The sequence below is a fragment of the Vreelandella lionensis genome, from assembly GCF_002087295.1.
In the GTDB taxonomy this organism is placed as follows: domain Bacteria; phylum Pseudomonadota; class Gammaproteobacteria; order Pseudomonadales; family Halomonadaceae; genus Vreelandella; species Vreelandella lionensis.
Window position 1 is genome coordinate 1 of sequence record NZ_MWVI01000019.1, and the last position, 17,701, is coordinate 17,701.

The following is a 17,701-nucleotide window of genomic DNA, read 5'->3' on the forward strand; positions in this document are numbered from 1 at the left end:
GATTCGCGGCCGGGTTGGCAAGAGCTAATGTGAAAAAGTTTTCAGAAAGTTCACACCAGGGTCACGCGAGCGTAACGCTTCTTGCCCGCTTGAATCACATACACTTTACCAGTGGTCAGCATGGTGTCTTGAGCAACGACCTCACCATCCACTTTGACACTGCCATTTTTCAGCATGTCTTTGGCTTGTGCGCTGTTCTTGGTTAACCCTGAGCGATTCAGAACCGTCGCAATCGGCGCCTGCTCACTGCCTTCAAAATCAACGTCTACTTCCGGCAGGTCTTCCGGCAACTCACCATCGGCCAACTGGTTACCCGCCGACTTGTGCGCATTCGCGGCGGCTTCATCACCGTGGTAGCGGGCGATGAGTTCGCGGGCAAGCTCCATTTTCACATCGCGAGGATTCGCACCCTGCTCCACACTCTGCTTCAACGCCTCAATCTCTTCGTTCGATTTCAGCGAGAGCAGTTCGAAGTAACGCCACATTAAGCTGTCGGGCATGGAGACAAGCATTATTGAACATGGAACCCGGTGCTTCATCCACGCCCACGTAGTTGCCAAGCGACTTGGACATTTTCTGCACGCCGTCCAAACCTTCTAGCAGGGGCATCGTGATGACCACCTGAGGCTCCTGGCCGAAGTGCTTTTGAATCTCGCGCCCCATGAGCAGGTTAAATTTCTGATCGGTGCCCCCCAGTTCGATATCAGCTTCTAGTGCGACGGAGTCATAGCCCTGCACTAGCGGGTAAAGAAACTCGTGAATCGCAATCGGCTGATTCGCTTTGTAGCGCTTCTCGAAGTCATCACGCTCCAGCATGCGAGCCACGGTGCTTTGTGCTGCCAGCTCAATCATTTTGGCAGCCGTTAACTCGCCAAACCATTCCGCGTTGAAGCGCACCTCGGTCTTTTCCGGATCGAGGATTTTAAACACCTGCTCTTTTTAGGTTTCCGCGTTCGCCTTGACGTCGGCTTCGGTCAGCGGCTTGCGGGTGACGTTTTTACCGGTCGGGTCACCTATGCGGCCAGTGAAATCACCAATCAAAAAGATAACGGTGTGACCAAGATCTTGGAACTGGCGCATTTTGGTCAGCAGTACGCTGTGGCCCCGGTGCAAATCAGGTGCTGTAGGGTCGAACCCTGCTTTAATACGCAGCTTGCGACCGGACGCGAGCTTTTTACGCAGCTCGTCTTCTACCAGGATTTCATGCGTACCTCGCGACAGCAGCGCTAACGCCTGATCCACCTCACTCATTGCCTCTCTCCATGTACTATGTGCCGTTAAAGGCGTTTAAATAATCAATAGTGGGCGATGTTATCACGCTCCACCGCCTTGGTTGAGCCTTCACCCCGTTTTGGATGACTCGCATGATGAAAACCGCTTCCTCCACACCGACGGCCTACTATATTGGGCTCATGTCAGGCACCAGCTTGGACGGCATTGATGCCGCCCTGGTCTCTATCACTCCTGGCACGCCGCCTAAGCTATTAGCCACGGCTGACGTTGCCATGCCCGATACGCTGCACGCGCAGCTACTGCACCTGTGCCACGCGCCAGCAGCACACTTTGCCGAACTGGCCGCCGCCGAGGATGCCTTTTGCCGCCTCCCGGCCCAGGCCGTTACAGCACTATTAACGGAACAGGGGCTCACCCCGGATCAGATTACGGCGATTGGCAGCCACGGCCAGACGATTGAGCACGCGCCGCAAGGTCACCAGGGTGGTCCGGCGTATACGCTACAGCTAGATAACCCGAGCCTGCTGGCAGAATTGACGGGGTGTACGGTGGTGGCCGACTTTCGCCGCCGGGACTTGGCCGCTGGCGGCCAAGCAGCGCCTTTAGCACCCGCCTTCCACCAAGCGCTGTTTGGGCAGCGCCCAGGCGAACAGCTCGTGCTGAATCTGGGCGGCTTTGCCAATCTTCCGTGGCTTCCTCAAGAGCAGGAGCGCGCCGTGGTGGACTTGGATACCGGCCCGGCGAACGTGCTGCTGGATGCCTGGTTTGCCAAGCATCACACCGGGCGATTTGATGAGAACGGCACTTGGGCGGCCAGCGGGCAAATCGACCAAGCGCTGCTCGCCCGCCTGCTGCAAGAACCCTTTTTTCATCAGCCACCGCCGCGCAGCACCGGGCGCGAACTGTTTCACTTAGCGTGGTTGAGCGACCACCTCACTGGCAACGAAGCCCCCCGTGATGTTCAGGCAACGCTAGCCGAACTGACGACGGTGAGTGTCGCGCAAGGGGTGGCCCAACTGCCGCTAAGCCAGCCCAGCGCCACGCTGTTGGTGGGTGGTGGCGGTGCTCATAACGCCTATTTGATGGAAAGGCTAGCCGCGCACCTTCCTAAGGTCACGCTGCTCTCCCCCGCCACGCTGGGCTGGCCGGAAGATTGGATTGAAGCAGGAGCCTTTGCTTGGCTCGCCCACCAACGCCTGCACGGGCTACCCGGCAACCTGCCTTCCGTGACCGGCGCCAGCGGCCCGCGGGTATTGGGCGGCATTTACGCCCCCTAGCGGCGAAGGCCATCAATAATCGTCACCGTCGCGCAGAGCAAGAGGAGACGGCACCTGCGCGTCTAACGGCTTACCGCTGGCAGCGGCGTCGCCCTGCTTGATCATCAGCCGCAGGTCGTTGGCGGAATCCGCATGGGCCAGCGCCACTTGCTGGCTGATTTGGCCCGCTTGATAAAGCGCATAAAGCGCCTGATCGAAAGTTTGCATCCCCGCGTCGCGGGAGCCTGCCATGGCCTGCTTCAATTCATCAATACGCCCTTTACGGATCAGATCCACCACCCGTGGCGACGAGAGCAGAATCTCAATCACCGCACAGCGGCCGCCCTGCTGAGTAGGCAGCAGCTGCTGCGCGACCACGGCACGCAGATTCAGCGACAAATCCATCAGCACCTGCTCGTGCCGCTCATGGGGAAAGAAGTGAAGGATGCGCTCCAACGCCTGGTTGGCGTTGTTGGCGTGCAATGTCGCCAGACAAAGATGCCCGGTTTCCGCGAAAGTGAGGGCGTGCTCCATAGTCTCGCGGGTACGCACTTCACCAATCAAAATCACATCCGGCGCTTGGCGTAGCGTATTTTTCAGCGCCACCTCGAAGGATTCCGTATCCACCCCCACTTCGCGCTGATTAACGATGCCACGCTGATGCGGATGCAAGTACTCGATGGGGTCCTCAATGGTGATGATGTGCCCACCGACTGAGGCGTTGCGCTCCTGAATCATCGCCGCCAGGGTAGTGGATTTCCCCGTTCCCGTGCCGCCCACCACCAGCACCAGCCCGCGTTTGGCATTGGCCAACGTCGCCAACTGGCTAGGCACGCCAAGCGCGCTAAGGGTCGGAATGGTCTGCGCAATACGGCGCACCACCATGGCGGGCTCGTTACGCTGTTGAAAGGCGCTTACCCGAAACCGCCCCGCACTCTCCAGGCTTAGGGCAAAGTTCGCCTCGTGCTCCTCATGAAATCGCTCACGCTGCTTCTCGGGAACCGCATTCAGCACCAGGCTGCGCACCTGGCTAGAGGAGAGCGGCTGACGCCCCAGCGGCATCAGCCCCTTGGGCGTTTTCAAGCTGGGCGGTGCGCCCACCGAAATCAGCAGGTCAGAGGCCTGCTGCTCGACCATGATGCCCAGCAGTTTGGTGCAGCCACTGGGTCGCGGTCATACCGCTGGCTGACTCACTCATCGCGTCTATTATCCTTGTGCCGCCTTACTCATCTTTTAACGTCAGCGTGCCTTTAGCCCTTGCTTGGGCTTCCCCCATCGTCACCACGCCCTCTTTAACCAGCTTGGCGAGCGAGGCATTCAGGGTTTGCATTCCCAGTGCACCGCCGGTCTGGATGGCGGAGTAGATCTGCGCCACCCTATCTTCGCGAATGAGGTTACGCACCGCTGCCGTGGCGACCAGGATCTCGTGAGCCGCCACGCGTCCGCCGCCCTGACGCTTCAACAGCGTTTGCGAGATGACCGCCTGGAGCGATTCAGACAGCATCGAGCGCACCATAGATTTCTCTTCGCCGGGGAATACATCAATAATCCGGTCGATGGTTTTCGCCGCGGAAGTGGTGTGCAAGGTGCCGAATACCAAATGCCCCGTTTCAGCAGCGGTGAGCGCTAAACGGATTGTTTCGAGATCCCGCAGCTCGCCGACCAAAATCACGTCCGGGTCTTCGCGCAGCGCGCTTCGCAGCGCCCCAGAGAAGCTGTGAGTATCGCGGTGAACCTCCCGCTGATTAATCAGGCAGCGCTTGCTGGTGTGCACAAACTCCACCGGATCTTCGATGGTTAGAATATGCTCGAAGCGCTGTTCGTTGATGTAGTCGATCATCGCCGCCAAGGTCGTGCTTTTCCCCGACCCCGTGGGCCCGGTCACCAGCACTAATCCTCTAGGTAGCATCGAAAGGCGCTGGAACACCTCGCCCATGCCTAAGGTTTCCATGGAAAGCACCTTATTGGGAATGGTACGGAACACCGCCCCCGCCCCGCGTGCCTGGTTAAAGGCATTGACCCTAAAGCGCGCCACGCCCGGCACTTCAAACGAGAAGTCCGCTTCTAAATGCTCTTCGTAGTCGCGGCGCTGCCGATCGTTCATGATGTCGTAGATCAGCCGCCGAACGTCGCTGTTCTCCATGGCGGGCACATTAAGCCGACGAATATCGCCATCAACACGTATCATGGGAGGCAGACCCGCCGAAAGGTGCAGGTCGGATGCATTCTGCTTTGCCGAGAATGCCAGCAGGTCGGTAATATCCATCTCTCTTTCCCAGCTGCGGTAAGGTGCTTGAGTATGACAGACAACGCGCTCCCCGAGTCACTTGCATCTGCGCGTGAACGCCTGCGCCGGGCGCTTGAGGATGCCGGACGCTCTCCCACCAGCGCCACCCTGCTGGCGGTGAGCAAAACCAAGCCCGCCGAGATGCTGCGCGAAGCGTGGCAGCACGGCCAGCGCGAGTTTGGTGAAAACTATCTGCAAGAGGCGCTGGATAAGCAGGCGGCGCTTGAGGATCTTGACGGCATTGTGTGGCACTTCATTGGCCCGCTGCAATCGAACAAGACCCGCGCTGTGGCCGAGCAGTTTGCCTGGGTACACAGCGTTGACCGATTAAAAATCGCCAAACGCCTGAGCGAACAGCGCCCGGAAGCATTACCGCCGCTGAACGTGTGTCTGCAGGTCAATATTAGCCGCGAGGCATCGAAATCCGGCGTGCTGCCCGAGGATGCCTTAGCGCTGGCCCAAGAGATTGCCACGCTGCCAGGCCTTTCCCTGCGCGGGCTGATGGCGATTCCCGCTCCGGCGGAGACGCTAGAAGAACAGCGCCAGCCGCTGGCAGCGCTGCGCCAGCTCTTAGAAGAGCTCCAAGCGGCACTGCCTGAGGCACCGCCGGATACGCTCTCGATGGGCATGAGCGACGATTTAGAAGCGGCTGTCTTAGAAGGCGCCACGCTGGTACGTTTAGGCACCGCCATTTTTGGCGCTCGGGGCTAACTACGGTTCACACTGCACGCGGCTCAAACAACACACGGTTTACTTCACACGCTGCAAGACGCAGCCATTTGCGAAAAAGGATACCCCCATGGCGAGCAAGATCACCTTCATTGGCGCAGGCAACATGGCCGGTGCCATTATCGGCGGCCTGATCGAAAGCGGTGTCTCATCTAGCGACATCACCGCCACGGCCCCCAACGAAAGCGAACTGGCTCCGCTGAAGGCGCGCCTGGGTATTCATACCCACACCGACAACAGTGCAGCGGTTAACGGTGCAGATGTGGTCGTGCTGGCGGTCAAACCGCAGATCATGCGCGGCGTTTGTGAAGCCCTGCGTGAAAGCGTTCAGCAGCAGGCGCCGCTGGTAATTTCCATTGCTGCTGGCCTGGATGCCAACACCATCGACCAGTGGCTGGGCGGCGGCAACGCCCTGGTGCGCTGCATGCCCAACACTCCGTCACTGGTCGGTATCGGCGCCAGCGGCCTGTACGCCAACGCGGCGGTCAGCGATGCCCAGCGCACTCTCGCCACGCAGCTGATGGAAGCTGTGGGCATTGTCGAGTGGGTCGAGGAAGAGCGTTTACTGGATGCAGTGACCGCGGTTTCCGGCAGCGCTCCGGCTTACTTCTTCTTGATGTTTGAAGCCATGGAAGAGGCCGCCGTGAAGCTCGGCCTGCCTGCTGAAACCGCCCGCCGCTTGGCCATTCAAACCGCCTTGGGGGCCTCCACTATGGCCCAGCGCAGCGACAAAGACCCGGCCACGTTGAAGCAGAACGTGATGTCACCGGGCGGCACCACCGAGCGCGCTATTGCGCATATGGAAGACGCGCACCTGCGCACGATCATTTCCGACGCCATGCAGGCCTGCGCCGCGCGCGCCGATGCCATGTCCAAAGAGCTAAGCGGTAACGATTGAGTCTTACGTAGACAACAGACCGTGAATCACGCCATAAGAACGGGATGAACTGCAGGCACGCCGCTCATCTCAAGAACGACATTTTTTAGGAGAAGCCGCAATGGGAAGTCAATTAGGCAGCGCCGGGTTAATGCTGGTTAACTCGCTGATCAATATTTATCTGTTTCTGTTAATGCTGCGCTTCTTGCTGCAGGCATCCCGAGCGGATTACTACAACCCGCTCAGCCAGTCGGTGGTGAAAATCACCCAGCCCGTCGTGGGGCTGTTCCAAGGCTTTTTAGGGCCAGTCGCCGGTCGCTTTGACCTTGCCACCCTGGCGGCCGGTTTCGTGCTGAAAGTCGTCAGTATGATTGCCATTTTCATGGTGATCGGCGTGGGTATGCCGCCCATTGCAGGGCTGCTGATTGCCGGGGTGGCCGCGCTGGCCAACGCCATCTTGAAGATCTACTTCTTTGCCATGATCGTGATGATCATTCTGAGCTGGGTCGCGCCGAATGCCAGCCACCCCGGCGCGCTGCTGGTGATGCAGTTGGTCGAGCCGATCATGGCTCCGGTGAGAAAAGTGATTCCGCCGCTAGGCATGATTGATCTTTCGCCGATCGTGGTCTTTATCGCCATTAACCTAGTAGACGGCTTAGTGGTTGGCTCGCTGATCCGCGCGGCGGGCATCTCGGGCGCACTCGTAGGCCTATAAAGGCCCTATCGACTCGACTATCGCCCCGAGCTTACTTTTTGCAGGACTTATTTTTGCAGGACTAGCGCTTTCGATGCCTGATTCAGACACTCTTGCTTATGACGACCGGCCAGCGGACTCCGTTGGCCTTGTGACCCCTCACGTGGTTAAGTTTGATACGCCGCTGCCGCTTGCCTGCGGCAAGACGCTGCCGGAGTACGAACTGATCTATGAGACCTACGGCACGCTGAACGCCGAGCGCTCTAACGCGGTGCTGATTTGCCATGCGCTGTCGGGGCATCATCACGCTGCGGGCTACCACACGGCCGAGGATCGCAAACCTGGCTGGTGGGATGCCCACATAGGCCCCGGCAAATCCATCGACACCAATCGCTTTTTCGTGGTGTCGCTGAACAACCTAGGCGGCTGCCACGGCAGTACTGGCCCGGTGAGCCATAACCCGGACACCGGCCGCCAGTGGGGTCCTGACTTCCCCGTGGTGACGGTGAGCGATTGGGTCACCAGCCAAGCGCGCCTCGCCGATCATCTGGGCATTGAGCGCTGGGCAGCGGCAGTAGGCGGCAGTTTGGGCGGCATGCAGGTGCTGCAGTGGACGATCACCTACCCCGAACGGGTCGCCAATGCCGTCGTCATTGCGGCCACGCCGCGCCTCTCGGCGCAGAACATCGCCTTTAACGAGGTCGCCCGCCAAGCCATCCGCTCAGACCCGGAGTTCTTCGACGGCTGGTACGCCGAGCACGACACCGTGCCCAAACGGGGGCTAAAGCTGGCCCGCATGGTCGGACATATCACCTATCTCTCCGAAGACGCCATGGGAAGCAAGTTTGGCCGCGACCTGCGCAGCGACGACCTGAACTTTGGCTTCGACGTCGAGTTTCAGGTGGAGTCTTACCTGCGCTATCAGGTCGATACCTTCTCGACCGCCTTTGATGCCAACACCTACCTGCTGATGACCAAAGCGCTGGACTACTTTGACCCAGCGGCCAACTGCGACGGCGATCTTGCCTGCGCCCTGGCACCGGCGCAGTGCCCCTTTTTGATCGTCAGCTTTACCACCGACTGGCGCTTCCCGCCGTCGCGCTCCCGGGAGTTGGTGGATGCGCTGACGCGCGCGGGCAAATCGGTGAGCTATGCCAATATTGAATCGCCCCATGGGCACGATGCCTTCTTATTGCCGGAACCGCGTTATCAAGCGCTGTTCAGCGCCTTTATGGGCCGCGTCGCACGAGAGCAGCACATCGACGCCGCAGGCGCGGAGGAAACACGCTAATGCGCACGGATCTTGAACTAATTTACGACTGGGTTCCTCAAGGTGCCCACGTACTGGACTTGGCCTGCGGCGACGGCATTCTGCTGGAGCGGCTGGCCCAAGAGAAAGGTGTGACCGGCTATGGGTTAGAGATTGACCCCGACGGCATCACCCAGTGCGTGGCACGCGGCGTCAACGTGATCGAGCATAACCTGGACGACGGCCTGGGCAGCTTCTGCGATAACAGCTATGACCAAGTCATCATGCCCCAGGCGCTGCAAGCGCTGCGCCGCCCGGATAAGATGCTCGATGAAATGCTGCGAGTAGCCGAGGAGGGCATCATCACCTTCCCTAACTTCGCCTACTGGCGTCACCGCATTCACCTGGGGCTGCGCGGCTACATGCCGGTGTCGAAATCGCTGCCCCACGCGTGGTACGACACACCCAACATTCACCTATCGACGTTTAACGACTTCGAGCACCTGTGCAAAGAGAAAGGGCTGGTGATTGTTGACCGCGCCGTGGGCGTTGGCGACCACAAGGGGCATTGGACCTCGAAGTGGTGGCCTAACCTGTTTGGTGAAATTGCCATTTTCCGGGTACGTCGACGCCCATAACGCACACTTACGCCTGTAACAGAGCCTTTACCTCACCCAAGAGAGGAGACACGCTATGGCTATTGCGACACTGCGACGCTTTCCACTTTTGCTGGTGCTGCTGGGGACGCTGCTCAGCGCCACCCAGGCAGCGGCCGAGCAGATGGTGGAAGTGGGGGATTACGAGATCCACTACAACGCCATTGAAACGCGCTTTCTTACCCCAGAAGTGGCGCAGGCGAACAGTATCCAGCGCAGCATCTGGCACGGTTTGGTGAATGTGAGTGTGCGCGAGCGTCAGCCGGATGGCACCACGCGGCCGGTCAACGCCAGCGTTGAAGGCTACGTTAGCGACCTCACCGCCCCCCGCGACCCGCTCAGCTTTCGCCCCGTGCACGATGGCGATGCCACCTACCATCTTGCCACGTTCACGCTACGCCAAGACGAGCCCATGCGCTTCAATCTCGACGTGCGCTACGACCGCAATGAAAACCCCGAGCCGGTGAGTTTTATCCAGCGCTTCTATATCGAACGCTAAACCCGTCCCGGTAGCGCCCGCGCCAGGCTGGCCGCTACCGGTACACTCTGCTGCCACTCCACCATCACGCCATACGCCACTACTTCCACACCCGCGTTCACCGCATCACTCAGCGCCGCCGCATAGGTGGGGTCGATATGCGTCGCCGCTGCCACGTCCGCAATCCCCTCATGCGCCACGCAAAACAGCAGCACTGCCCGCTCGCCCTGCTCGGCCAGCGCAGCCAACGTGTGCAAATGCTTGGTACCACGCACGCTCACGGAGTCGGGAAAGTAGCCGTGACCATCCTCCTCTTTCAGCGCGACTTGTTTGACCTCCACGTAGGCGGCACCCTTCTCAGGGTCATCCAAGCGAAAATCGAGCCGCGCGTCGCCTACCTTTACCTCACGCTTTAACGTTTGATAGTCCGTAAGAGGTGCTATCTCCCCTGCATTAATCGCTGCTTCGACCAAGCCATTCGCTCGCCCGGTGTGAACCGATGCCAGCGCCGTTCCACCATCTGGCTCGGGCAGCTCTATCCACTCCCAGGTCCAGGCCAGCTTGCGTTTGGGGTTATTACTGGGCGAGAGCCATACACGGCAGCCGGGCACGGTCACCGCCTTCATCGAGCCAGTATTCGGGCAGTGAGCCACCACTTCCTCACCGCTATCCAGACGCACATCGGCCAGAAAGCGCTTATAGCGGCGCAGCAGCGTGCCGAGCACCAGCCCTGGATAGGTCATCATAAGCGGCTCACAAAGCGCGCGATGCGCACCACCGCCTCCTGCAGCCGTGCCACGTCGTTGGTGAACGCGATGCGCACATGGTGCTCGCCGCCCTGTACGGCAAAGTCGATACCTGGAGTGATGGCGACGTTCTCCTCCACCAACAGGCGCTCGCAGAAGGCTTGGCTGTCGCGACTGTAGCGGGAGATATCCAGCCAGAGATAGAACGCCCCCTGGGGCGGTAGATCCGGCGCAAGCTCTAGCTCGTCCAGGCCATCCAGCAGCACTTGGCGACGCTGTTTGAGGGTGGCGCGACGGGTTTCCAGAATATCCCGGCACTCCGGGGTAAACGCTGCCAGCGCCGCATGCTGGGAAGGCGTCGGAGCAGCCAGAAACACGTTTTGCGCCAGTCGAGTCAGCGGCTCGACAGCCTGCTCCGGGGCGACCAGCCACCCCAAGCGCCAGCCGGTCATGCCGAAGTATTTGGAAAAGCTGTTCACCACAAAGGCGTCATCCGACAGCGACGTGGCCGACAGCGGCGCGTCATCGTAATTCAGCCCCTGGTAAATCTCATCGACAATGACATCACCGCCCTTGGCAGCTACCGTGTCGATCACCTTCGTAAGCGCCTCAGCATCCAGCGTATGCCCAGTCGGGTTTGAGGGGCTGGCCAGCATGGCTAAACGCGTCTTGGCCTGCCAGTGCTGCTCAATCAGCGGCGCGGTGAGCTGCCAACTGCTGTCACGCCCAACGGGCACGGTATCAATTTCCGCACCCGCCAGGGCCATAAAGTGGCGGTTACAGGGGTAGTTAGGGTCGGCCATTAAGACCCGGTCGCCGCTTTCGACCAACAGTTGGCTAGCCAGTAGCAGCGCGCCAGAAGCGCCGGGCGTGACCAGAATACGTGCAGGGTCCACCGTGGCATTGAAGTGTTCGGCATAGTGCCCAGCGATGGCTTCACGTAGCGACGCCAAACCGGCTGCGGGGGTGTAGCGCGTTTTTCCCTCGGCAAGCGCCTGCTGACCCGCCGCCACAATGGGTGCGGGAGTGGCAAAATCGGGCTCTCCCACTTCCAAATGAATCACGTCATGCCCAGCCGCCTCACGTGCCTGAGCCATTTCTAGTAAGTGCATCACGCGAAAAGGCGCAACGTGATCAACACGCGAATTCCAGGCCATCATGGCTCCTTCACCTAGTAGTAGATTAATCATGACCCTGGCCGCACACGATGTGGGACCATGGGCCAAAATGCACTATTATGCTTGCATCACGTGCAATTTTCAGCTAAACAAGCATCCCTTTGTCGTGAGCTCGTGACACGCGCTCATGGTCGATCAGCAGTCACATACGTAAGGGGCACTCCCATGCCAGTAGCGGAAAAGAAACCGGAAGCGTCCAAGTCCTTCATCCCGTATGAGCCGGCACCGGGTGAAGAGTATATGAACGAGAAGCAGCTCGCGCACTTCCGGCCAGCTGCTTCTGGACTGGAAACAGGCCCTCATGGAAGAGGTGGATCGTACCGTACGCCACCTGCAGGAAGATGCAAACAACTACGCCGACCCCGCCGACCGCGCGACGCAAGAAGAGGGATTTAGCCTTGAACTGCGCACCCGGGATCGCGAGCGTAAGTTGCTGAAAAAGATCAACGAGACCATCGAAAAAATCGATGAAGACGACTACGGCTTCTGCGAAGCCTGCGGCGTGGAAATTGGCATCCGCTGTTTGGAAGCACGCCCCACCGCCACGCTTTGCGTTGACTGCAAAACCCTGGCCGAGCTGAAAGAGAAGCAACTGGGCGGTTAAGTACCAAACGCCTCGTCATCCTAAGATGACAGCCAACGGGCACCCTTGAGGTGCCCGTTTTTGTTTGTCATCTTGTGCTCTTCTCATCGCTACGCAGTTTTCCAAACGACGGGTTGCCATGACCGCCACCGCTCACTATCGAGGCCGCTTTGCCCCCCCCCCTTCCGGGCCGCTGCACCTTGGCTCGCTGGTTGCCGCTTTAGGCAGCTATTTGGATGCCCGCGCCGCTAGCGGCCAGTGGCTGGTACGCATCGAAGATATCGACCCGCCACGCTGCCCAGAAGGCGCAGACAGCACTATTTTGCGCCAGCTAGAGGCCTTTGGACTAACGTGGGATGGGGAAGTGATATGGCAAAGCCATCGTCATGATGCCTACCAGCACGCGCTGGATCAGCTCGTTGAACAGGGGCTGGCGTATCCATGCAGTTGCTCGCGTAAGCAGTGGCAGGCCTTTGACATCTACCCCGGCTGGTGCCGAAACGGCGTGTGCGATGCCACCAAGCCGGTCGCATGGCGGTTGCGCAGCGACCTCGCCAAACGCCCCGTAGGTTGGAATGATCGGCTGTTCGGCGAGCAGCACTTCGACCCCGCCGAACTGGGCGACGTAGTGTTAAAGCGCAAAGATCAATTATGGGCCTACCAGCTCGCGGTGGTGGTGGATGACGCCCACCAGGGCATTACCAATATCGTGCGCGGGTACGACCTGCTGGATAACACGCCTTGGCAGCAGCAGTTACAGGCAGCGCTAAGCCTACCAACACCTCGTTACCTGCACCTACCATTAGTGGTAACTACGGATGGCCAAAAGCTCTCCAAGCAGAACCTAGCGCCCGCCCTAGCCGAAGAGAGCACCGGGATACGCCGCCAGCTCTTTCAGGCGCTGCAGCTACTCGACCAAGCGCCACCGCCAGCGCTTGTCGATGAATCGCCGGAAGCGCAGCTACGCTGGGCAATAGAGAACTGGTCGGTGTCACGCCTGGCACCGCTTGCCCATCGCCCCACTCCACCGGAGCAGTAAGATGTACGTCTACCGCATCATGCTATTTCTTGTGTTTGGCGGCTACCTGCTATCACCGCTGTTTATGGATGGCTGGGGCGACCCGAGCGTGGCCTGGTACCGCCCTTTTGCGATTTGGGGCGTCCTGATTGCCCTGACGCTATGGCTTGAGCAGAAGAGGAAGTTAGATGAACGCTGAGCTGATAGGCGTTGTATTACTGGGGCTTAGCTACCTTGGGCTGCTGTTTGGCTGCGGCATGGCCGTCGAGCGGGGCTGGGTGCCAGTGCGCATTACTCGCCACCCGATGGTGTATACCCTAGCGCTCGGCGTATACGCCAGCGCCTGGGCAATTTATGGCAGCATCGAATTAGCCGCGAATGCCGGGTTTGGCTACCTCGCTTACTACCTAGGGCCAGCGGGAGCTTTCTTACTCGCCCCTGTGCTGCTGGTACCGATTCAGCGCATTACCCGCACTTACCAGCTCTCTTCATTGGCGGATCTGTTCGCCTTTCGCTACCGCTCCCGCTGGGCGGGAACGCTCGTCACGCTGCTTAGCCTATTTGCCGTATTACCGCTGCTGGGCATTCAGGTGCAAACCTTGAGCGATGCCGTCCAACTACTGACCGGCAGTCGCTACAGCGCGGCGGTAGCGCTGCTATTCTGCGCGGTCATTGCCGGCTGCGCCGTGCTGTTTGGCGCCCGCCACAGCCATCGGCACCGCCACGATACGCTGCTGAGCGTGATTGCCTTTGAGTCGGTGATCAAACTGCTTGCCATGCTCGGGCTCGGTGCCATTGCCCTGTGGTGGGTGTTTGACGGGCCTCAAGATTTACAGCGCTGGCTAGAAGGCCCAGGGGCCGCTCTACAAGCTACCACCCCTCAGTTAGAAGCCCCCCAGTGGCGTACGCTTCTGCTGCTGTTTTTCGCGGCGGCCTTTATGATGCCGCACCTGTTTCAGATCACCTTTGCCGAAAGCCTCTCTCGCCATACCCTACTGCAGGCTAGCTGGACCCTGCCGCTCTTTTTGCTCTTGATGGCGCTACCGGTGCCGCTGATCTTATGGGCGGCGCAGTCGGCCAACGAGAGCGTGCCGCTCGCCGCCTACGCGGCGTATCTGATGACCGAGCACTGGTGGGTCGGTGCGCTGGCCTTTATTGGTGGGCTGGCGGCCGCCAGCGGCACCATGATGATGATCGCGCTCGCGCTCTCCGGCATGGTGTTGAATCACATTGTGCTGGTAGCCCGCCCTCCAGAGGCACGTAGCGACCTCTACGGCTGGCTGCTGTGGCTGCGCCGGGGGCTGGTCGGGGCCGTCATTTTCGGTGGCTGGCTGTTTGCCGAAAGCGTCGGGCGCTATCACTCCCTGACGAACCTCGGGTTGGCCGCCTTTGTAGGCATGGCGCAGTGTTTGCCGGTCCTTCTAGCGCTGCTCTATTGGCCGGGTGCCAACCGCAAAGGCATGATTGCCGGCCTTATCGGCGGTATTTGGGGCTGGGTATGGGGGTTATGGCTTCCGCTGCTGTTCGATATCCCCCCCCCTGCACTGCCGTTCACTCTGTTGATGCCCGCCGATGCACCCGCGTGGTACAACGCCACGCTGATCTCGCTGGCGGTGAATATCGTCTTGCTGATCGTGGTGTCGCTGTTTACGCGCATCTCCGAGGGCGAGCGCTCGGCGGCGGAAGCCTGCTCGGTGGATGCGGTCATCCGCTCGAACCGCCTACCGCTGGAAGCCGCTACGGCGGGGGATTTTTCCGCTCCCCCGGCCCCGGCGCTGGGCGATGAAGCCGCCAGCCGCGAAGTGGACCGCGCCCTGAAAGCGCTCAACCTGACCCCGCAAGAGCGCCGTCCCTATGCGCTGCGCCGTTTACGCGACCGCATTCAAGCCAACTTATCAGGGCTCATGGGGCCGTCGGTGGCGCGGGATATTGTGGATAGATACCTGCCCTACCGCCACGACGATGCTCCTGTTACCGACGACATCCACTTTGTAGAGAGCCGCTTAGAAGCCTACCGCTCGCGCCTCACCGGGCTTGCCAGAGAACTCGACGGGCTGCGCCGCCACCACCGTCAAACCCTGGCCTATCTGCCGGTGGGGCTGTGCGTTTTGGGCGACGACGATGAGCTTCTGATGTGGAACCAAGCGCTCTCCCAGCTCTCTGGCATCAGCGGCGAAAGCGTGATCGGCTCCCGGCGCGACAGCCTGCCCCCGCCCTGGCCCACGCTGCTGGGCAGCGTGCTGAATGCCAGCCAAACGCCGCTGTACAAACAGGCGGTCACGCTGCACGGCAAAGACTACTTTTGGACGCTGCACAAAGCGGTGCTCAGCGGCCACGATAGTCGTGGCGGCAGCGTCATTCTGGTAGAGGATCACACCGAGATGAAATGGCTGGAAGAGGAGCTAGTGCACGACGCGCGGCCCGCCTCCATTGGCCAGCTCGCCGCTGGTGTAGCCCACGAGATTGGCAACCCGATTACCGGCATCTCATCGCTGGCGCAAAACCTGCGCTACGACACCGAAGACCCGGCGTTGCTGGAAACCGCCGACCAAATTCAGCAGCTCACTCAGCGGGTGACTAAAATCGTCAACTCCCTGGTGGGGTTTGCCCATGGCGGACGGCCCGCAATCCCGCTTCCCGCCGCGCCAGCATCGCTGAAAACGGTCAGCGAAGATGCGCTGCCCTTGATCCATTTAGCCCGCTCAGGCGAGGATGTCACCTTTACCAACGCCTGCCCAAGTGACATTGTGGTGCGCGGTGATGCACAGCGCCTGACCCAAGTCATGGTAAATTTCCTGAGCAACGCCAAGGACGCCTGCCAGCCCCAGGGTACGGTACGTATTGAGGCAGGCACCCAGGCCAGCCACGCTTGGTGGCGCGTCGTCGATGACGGCCATGGGATTGATCCCAGCGTTAAACACCGCCTGTTCGAACCGTTCACCACCACCAAACCGGCGGGTGAAGGCACGGACTTGGGTTATCGTTGGCGTATCAAATTATCAATGAGCACCAAGGCAAAATAGAGGTCGCTTCACCACCTCCCGGAAAGCCTCGCGGCACGGCCATTACGCTATGGCTACCGCTTTACCAACAGGATGATCACTTGCCCCATGCCCAGGATACTGATTGTTGAAGATGAAGCGATTAGTCGCAGCGCGCTAAAGCGCTTACTGGAACGTCATCACCACAGCGTCAGCGAAGCGGCCAGCGCCGAAGAGGCCCGCACGCAGCCGCTCAGCGACTTTGACCTCATCATCAGCGACCTGCGCCTGCCGGGGGAGCCGGGCACGACGCTCATTGAGCTAGCGGCCCCCGCCCCGGTACTGATCATGACCAGCTACGCCAGCATGCGTTCGGCGGTGGATGCGCTCAAGCAGGGCGCCGTTGATTATGTCGCCAAGCCCTTCGACCACACCGAGCTACTGGAAACCGTCGAGCGTATTCTGCACAAGCAGTCGATGCAGCAGGGCACGCCGCCGGATGTCACCGACGAGGGCGGCGGCCGTCAAACCATGATTGGTGACTGTACCGCCATGCAGGAGGTGTACACGCGCATCCGCAAAACCGCGCCTGCGGACGTCACCGTGCTCATCCAAGGCGAATCAGGCACTGGCAAGGAGCTGGTCGCGCGCGCCATCCATCAGCAGAGCAAGCGCGCCAAAGCGCCGCTGATTTGCGTGAACTGCGCGGCGATTCCCGAAACGCTGATCGAATCCGAGCTGTTTGGTCACGAAAAAGGCGCCTTTACCGGCGCCAGCGCTGCGCGCACCGGCTTGGTCAAAGCCGCCGACGACGGCACGCTCTTTCTGGATGAGATTGGCGAGCTGCCCCTGGGCGCCCAGGCGCGATTGCTGCGGGTACTGCAAGAGGGCGAAATCCGCAAAATTGGCCCCGTGGAAACCCGCCATGTGAATGTTCGGCTGATTGCCGCCACTCACCGCGACCTGCGCGCGCTTTCCAAAAGCGGCGGGTTCCGTCTTGATTTGTACTACCGGCTGAACGTGATGCAGATTGCCCTGCCACCGCTGCGCGAGCGCGAAGACGACGTACTCAAAATCGCCGACATCCTGCTGGAAAAGGCCTGCAAGCGCCACGAACGCCCCGGGCTGCGGCTCTCTAGAGCGGCTCGTCAGGACCTACGCGACTACCCCTGGCCCGGTAACGTGCGCGGGCTTGAAAATGCTCTGGAGCGCGGAGTTATTCTCGCCGAAGGGCATTTGATTCCCCCCGATGATTTGGGACATGGCCCGGTGACTAACCAGACCTCACCCACCTGCCGTTAACCCTGTGGCTTCCACAAATGACGATGCCACGACTGCCGACGAAGACGACCTTTCCCTGGAAGATTACTTCCAGCACTTTGTGCTAGAGCACCAGGACCAAATGAGCGAAACCGAGCTGGCACAAAAGCTGGGCATTAGTCGCAAAAATTTATAGGGAGCGTCGCCAACGTTTGGGCATCCCACGTAAAAAGACCGCCCGCCGTCAAAGCTAGCTCATTGCTAGCTTTAACAAGGACGCTAGCCCTTAGCCGTAAGACTAACGTCTAATAGATTGATTTTCATAAGAAATATCCAAAAACCGTTACCCAGGCGCTGTTACCTTCCCACACAACGAAGCGAGCAACAGGGTCAAAAACGTGTAACACTTTCCTTCCCAATTCGTTCCCTGGCCTACCCATAAACCTCCAAACCATTGAAATACATAACGTATCAAA

12 protein-coding genes and 5 pseudogenes are annotated in these 17,701 nt (G+C 59.9%); 12 read left to right on the forward strand and 5 right to left on the reverse strand.

All coding sequences use genetic code 11. From position 1 onward, the window contains the following. Positions 1-50: 50 nt before the first annotated feature. Positions 51-1,251, reverse strand: a pseudogene (tyrS, locus tag B4967_RS02355) (tyrosine--tRNA ligase). 116 nt (positions 1,252-1,367) lie between these two features. Here tyrS and B4967_RS02360 point away from each other — a divergent pair. After that, positions 1,368-2,510 (forward strand): anhydro-N-acetylmuramic acid kinase, encoded by a 1,143-nt coding sequence (locus B4967_RS02360; RefSeq protein ID WP_083023438.1) that lies wholly within the window; start codon positions 1,368-1,370, stop codon positions 2,508-2,510. A 12-nt stretch (positions 2,511-2,522) separates the two neighbouring features. On the opposite strand, the pseudogene B4967_RS02365 reads toward B4967_RS02360, so the two are convergent. Together B4967_RS02365 and B4967_RS02370 are read right to left on the reverse strand one after the other, a co-directional pair. Next, positions 2,523-3,666: pseudogene (locus tag B4967_RS02365) on the reverse strand (PilT/PilU family type 4a pilus ATPase). A 45-nt stretch (positions 3,667-3,711) separates the two neighbouring features. Further along, positions 3,712-4,755: a type IV pilus twitching motility protein PilT gene (locus B4967_RS02370; RefSeq protein ID WP_083023325.1), complete on the reverse strand. Its 1,044-nt coding sequence runs from the start codon at positions 4,753-4,755 to the stop codon at positions 3,712-3,714. Between the two features lie 33 nt (positions 4,756-4,788). Between B4967_RS02370 and B4967_RS02375 the strand changes: the two genes are divergently transcribed. The 6 genes from B4967_RS02375 to B4967_RS02400 all read left to right on the forward strand — a co-directional run bounded on the left by B4967_RS02375 (position 4,789) and on the right by B4967_RS02400 (position 9,480). Next, positions 4,789-5,487, forward strand: coding sequence for a YggS family pyridoxal phosphate-dependent enzyme (locus B4967_RS02375; protein ID WP_083023327.1), 699 nt, complete (start codon positions 4,789-4,791; stop codon positions 5,485-5,487). Between the two features lie 88 nt (positions 5,488-5,575). Next, positions 5,576-6,403 (forward strand): pyrroline-5-carboxylate reductase, encoded by an 828-nt coding sequence (proC, locus tag B4967_RS02380; protein ID WP_083023329.1) that lies wholly within the window; start codon positions 5,576-5,578, stop codon positions 6,401-6,403. A 100-nt stretch (positions 6,404-6,503) separates the two neighbouring features. Beyond that, positions 6,504-7,097 (forward strand): YggT family protein, encoded by a 594-nt coding sequence (locus B4967_RS02385; protein ID WP_062360581.1) that lies wholly within the window; start codon positions 6,504-6,506, stop codon positions 7,095-7,097. Between the two features lie 73 nt (positions 7,098-7,170). Beyond that, positions 7,171-8,367 carry a homoserine O-succinyltransferase MetX gene (metX, locus tag B4967_RS02390; protein ID WP_083023331.1) on the forward strand — a complete coding sequence of 399 codons (1,197 nt, stop codon included), beginning with the start codon at positions 7,171-7,173 and terminating at the stop codon, positions 8,365-8,367. Further along, positions 8,367-8,963, forward strand: a complete 597-nt coding sequence (gene metW / locus B4967_RS02395; RefSeq protein WP_083023333.1) for a methionine biosynthesis protein MetW — start codon at positions 8,367-8,369, stop codon at positions 8,961-8,963. The genes metX and metW overlap by 1 nt, the downstream gene beginning before the upstream one ends. Positions 8,964-9,018: 55 nt before the next feature. Beyond that, positions 9,019-9,480 (forward strand): DUF4426 domain-containing protein, encoded by a 462-nt coding sequence (locus tag B4967_RS02400; RefSeq protein ID WP_083023335.1) that lies wholly within the window; start codon positions 9,019-9,021, stop codon positions 9,478-9,480. Here the strand turns inward: B4967_RS02400 and sfsA are convergent. Beyond that, entirely contained in the window at positions 9,477-10,205 is a 729-nt protein-coding gene (gene sfsA / locus B4967_RS02405) for a DNA/RNA nuclease SfsA (protein ID WP_083023336.1), read from the reverse strand. The genes B4967_RS02400 and sfsA overlap by 4 nt on opposite strands. Beyond that, positions 10,202-11,362 (reverse strand): aminotransferase class I/II-fold pyridoxal phosphate-dependent enzyme, encoded by a 1,161-nt coding sequence (locus B4967_RS02410; protein ID WP_083023338.1) that lies wholly within the window; start codon positions 11,360-11,362, stop codon positions 10,202-10,204. The genes sfsA and B4967_RS02410 overlap by 4 nt, the downstream gene beginning before the upstream one ends. Positions 11,363-11,548: 186 nt before the next feature. On the opposite strand from B4967_RS02410, the pseudogene dksA reads away from it, so the two are divergent. The 5 genes and pseudogenes from dksA to B4967_RS02430 all read left to right on the forward strand — a co-directional run bounded on the left by dksA (position 11,549) and on the right by B4967_RS02430 (position 17,479). Continuing rightward, a pseudogene (gene dksA, locus B4967_RS02415) lies at positions 11,549-11,987 on the forward strand (RNA polymerase-binding protein DksA). A 118-nt stretch (positions 11,988-12,105) separates the two neighbouring features. After that, positions 12,106-13,005, forward strand: coding sequence for a tRNA glutamyl-Q(34) synthetase GluQRS (gene gluQRS / locus B4967_RS02420; protein WP_083023340.1), 900 nt, complete (start codon positions 12,106-12,108; stop codon positions 13,003-13,005). A gap of 1 nt (position 13,006) precedes the next feature. Continuing rightward, the gene (locus B4967_RS18110; protein ID WP_192859188.1) at positions 13,007-13,183 is read left to right on the forward strand and encodes a hypothetical protein; all 177 of its coding nucleotides are present in this window, start codon (positions 13,007-13,009) and stop codon (positions 13,181-13,183) included. Beyond that, positions 13,173-16,117 (forward strand): annotated as a pseudogene (locus tag B4967_RS02425) (ATP-binding protein). The gene B4967_RS18110 and the pseudogene B4967_RS02425 overlap by 11 nt, the downstream one beginning before the upstream one ends. Beyond that, a pseudogene (locus B4967_RS02430) lies at positions 16,095-17,479 on the forward strand (sigma-54-dependent transcriptional regulator). Before B4967_RS02425 ends, B4967_RS02430 begins: the two co-directional pseudogenes overlap by 23 nt. Positions 17,480-17,701: the final 222 nt, after the last annotated feature.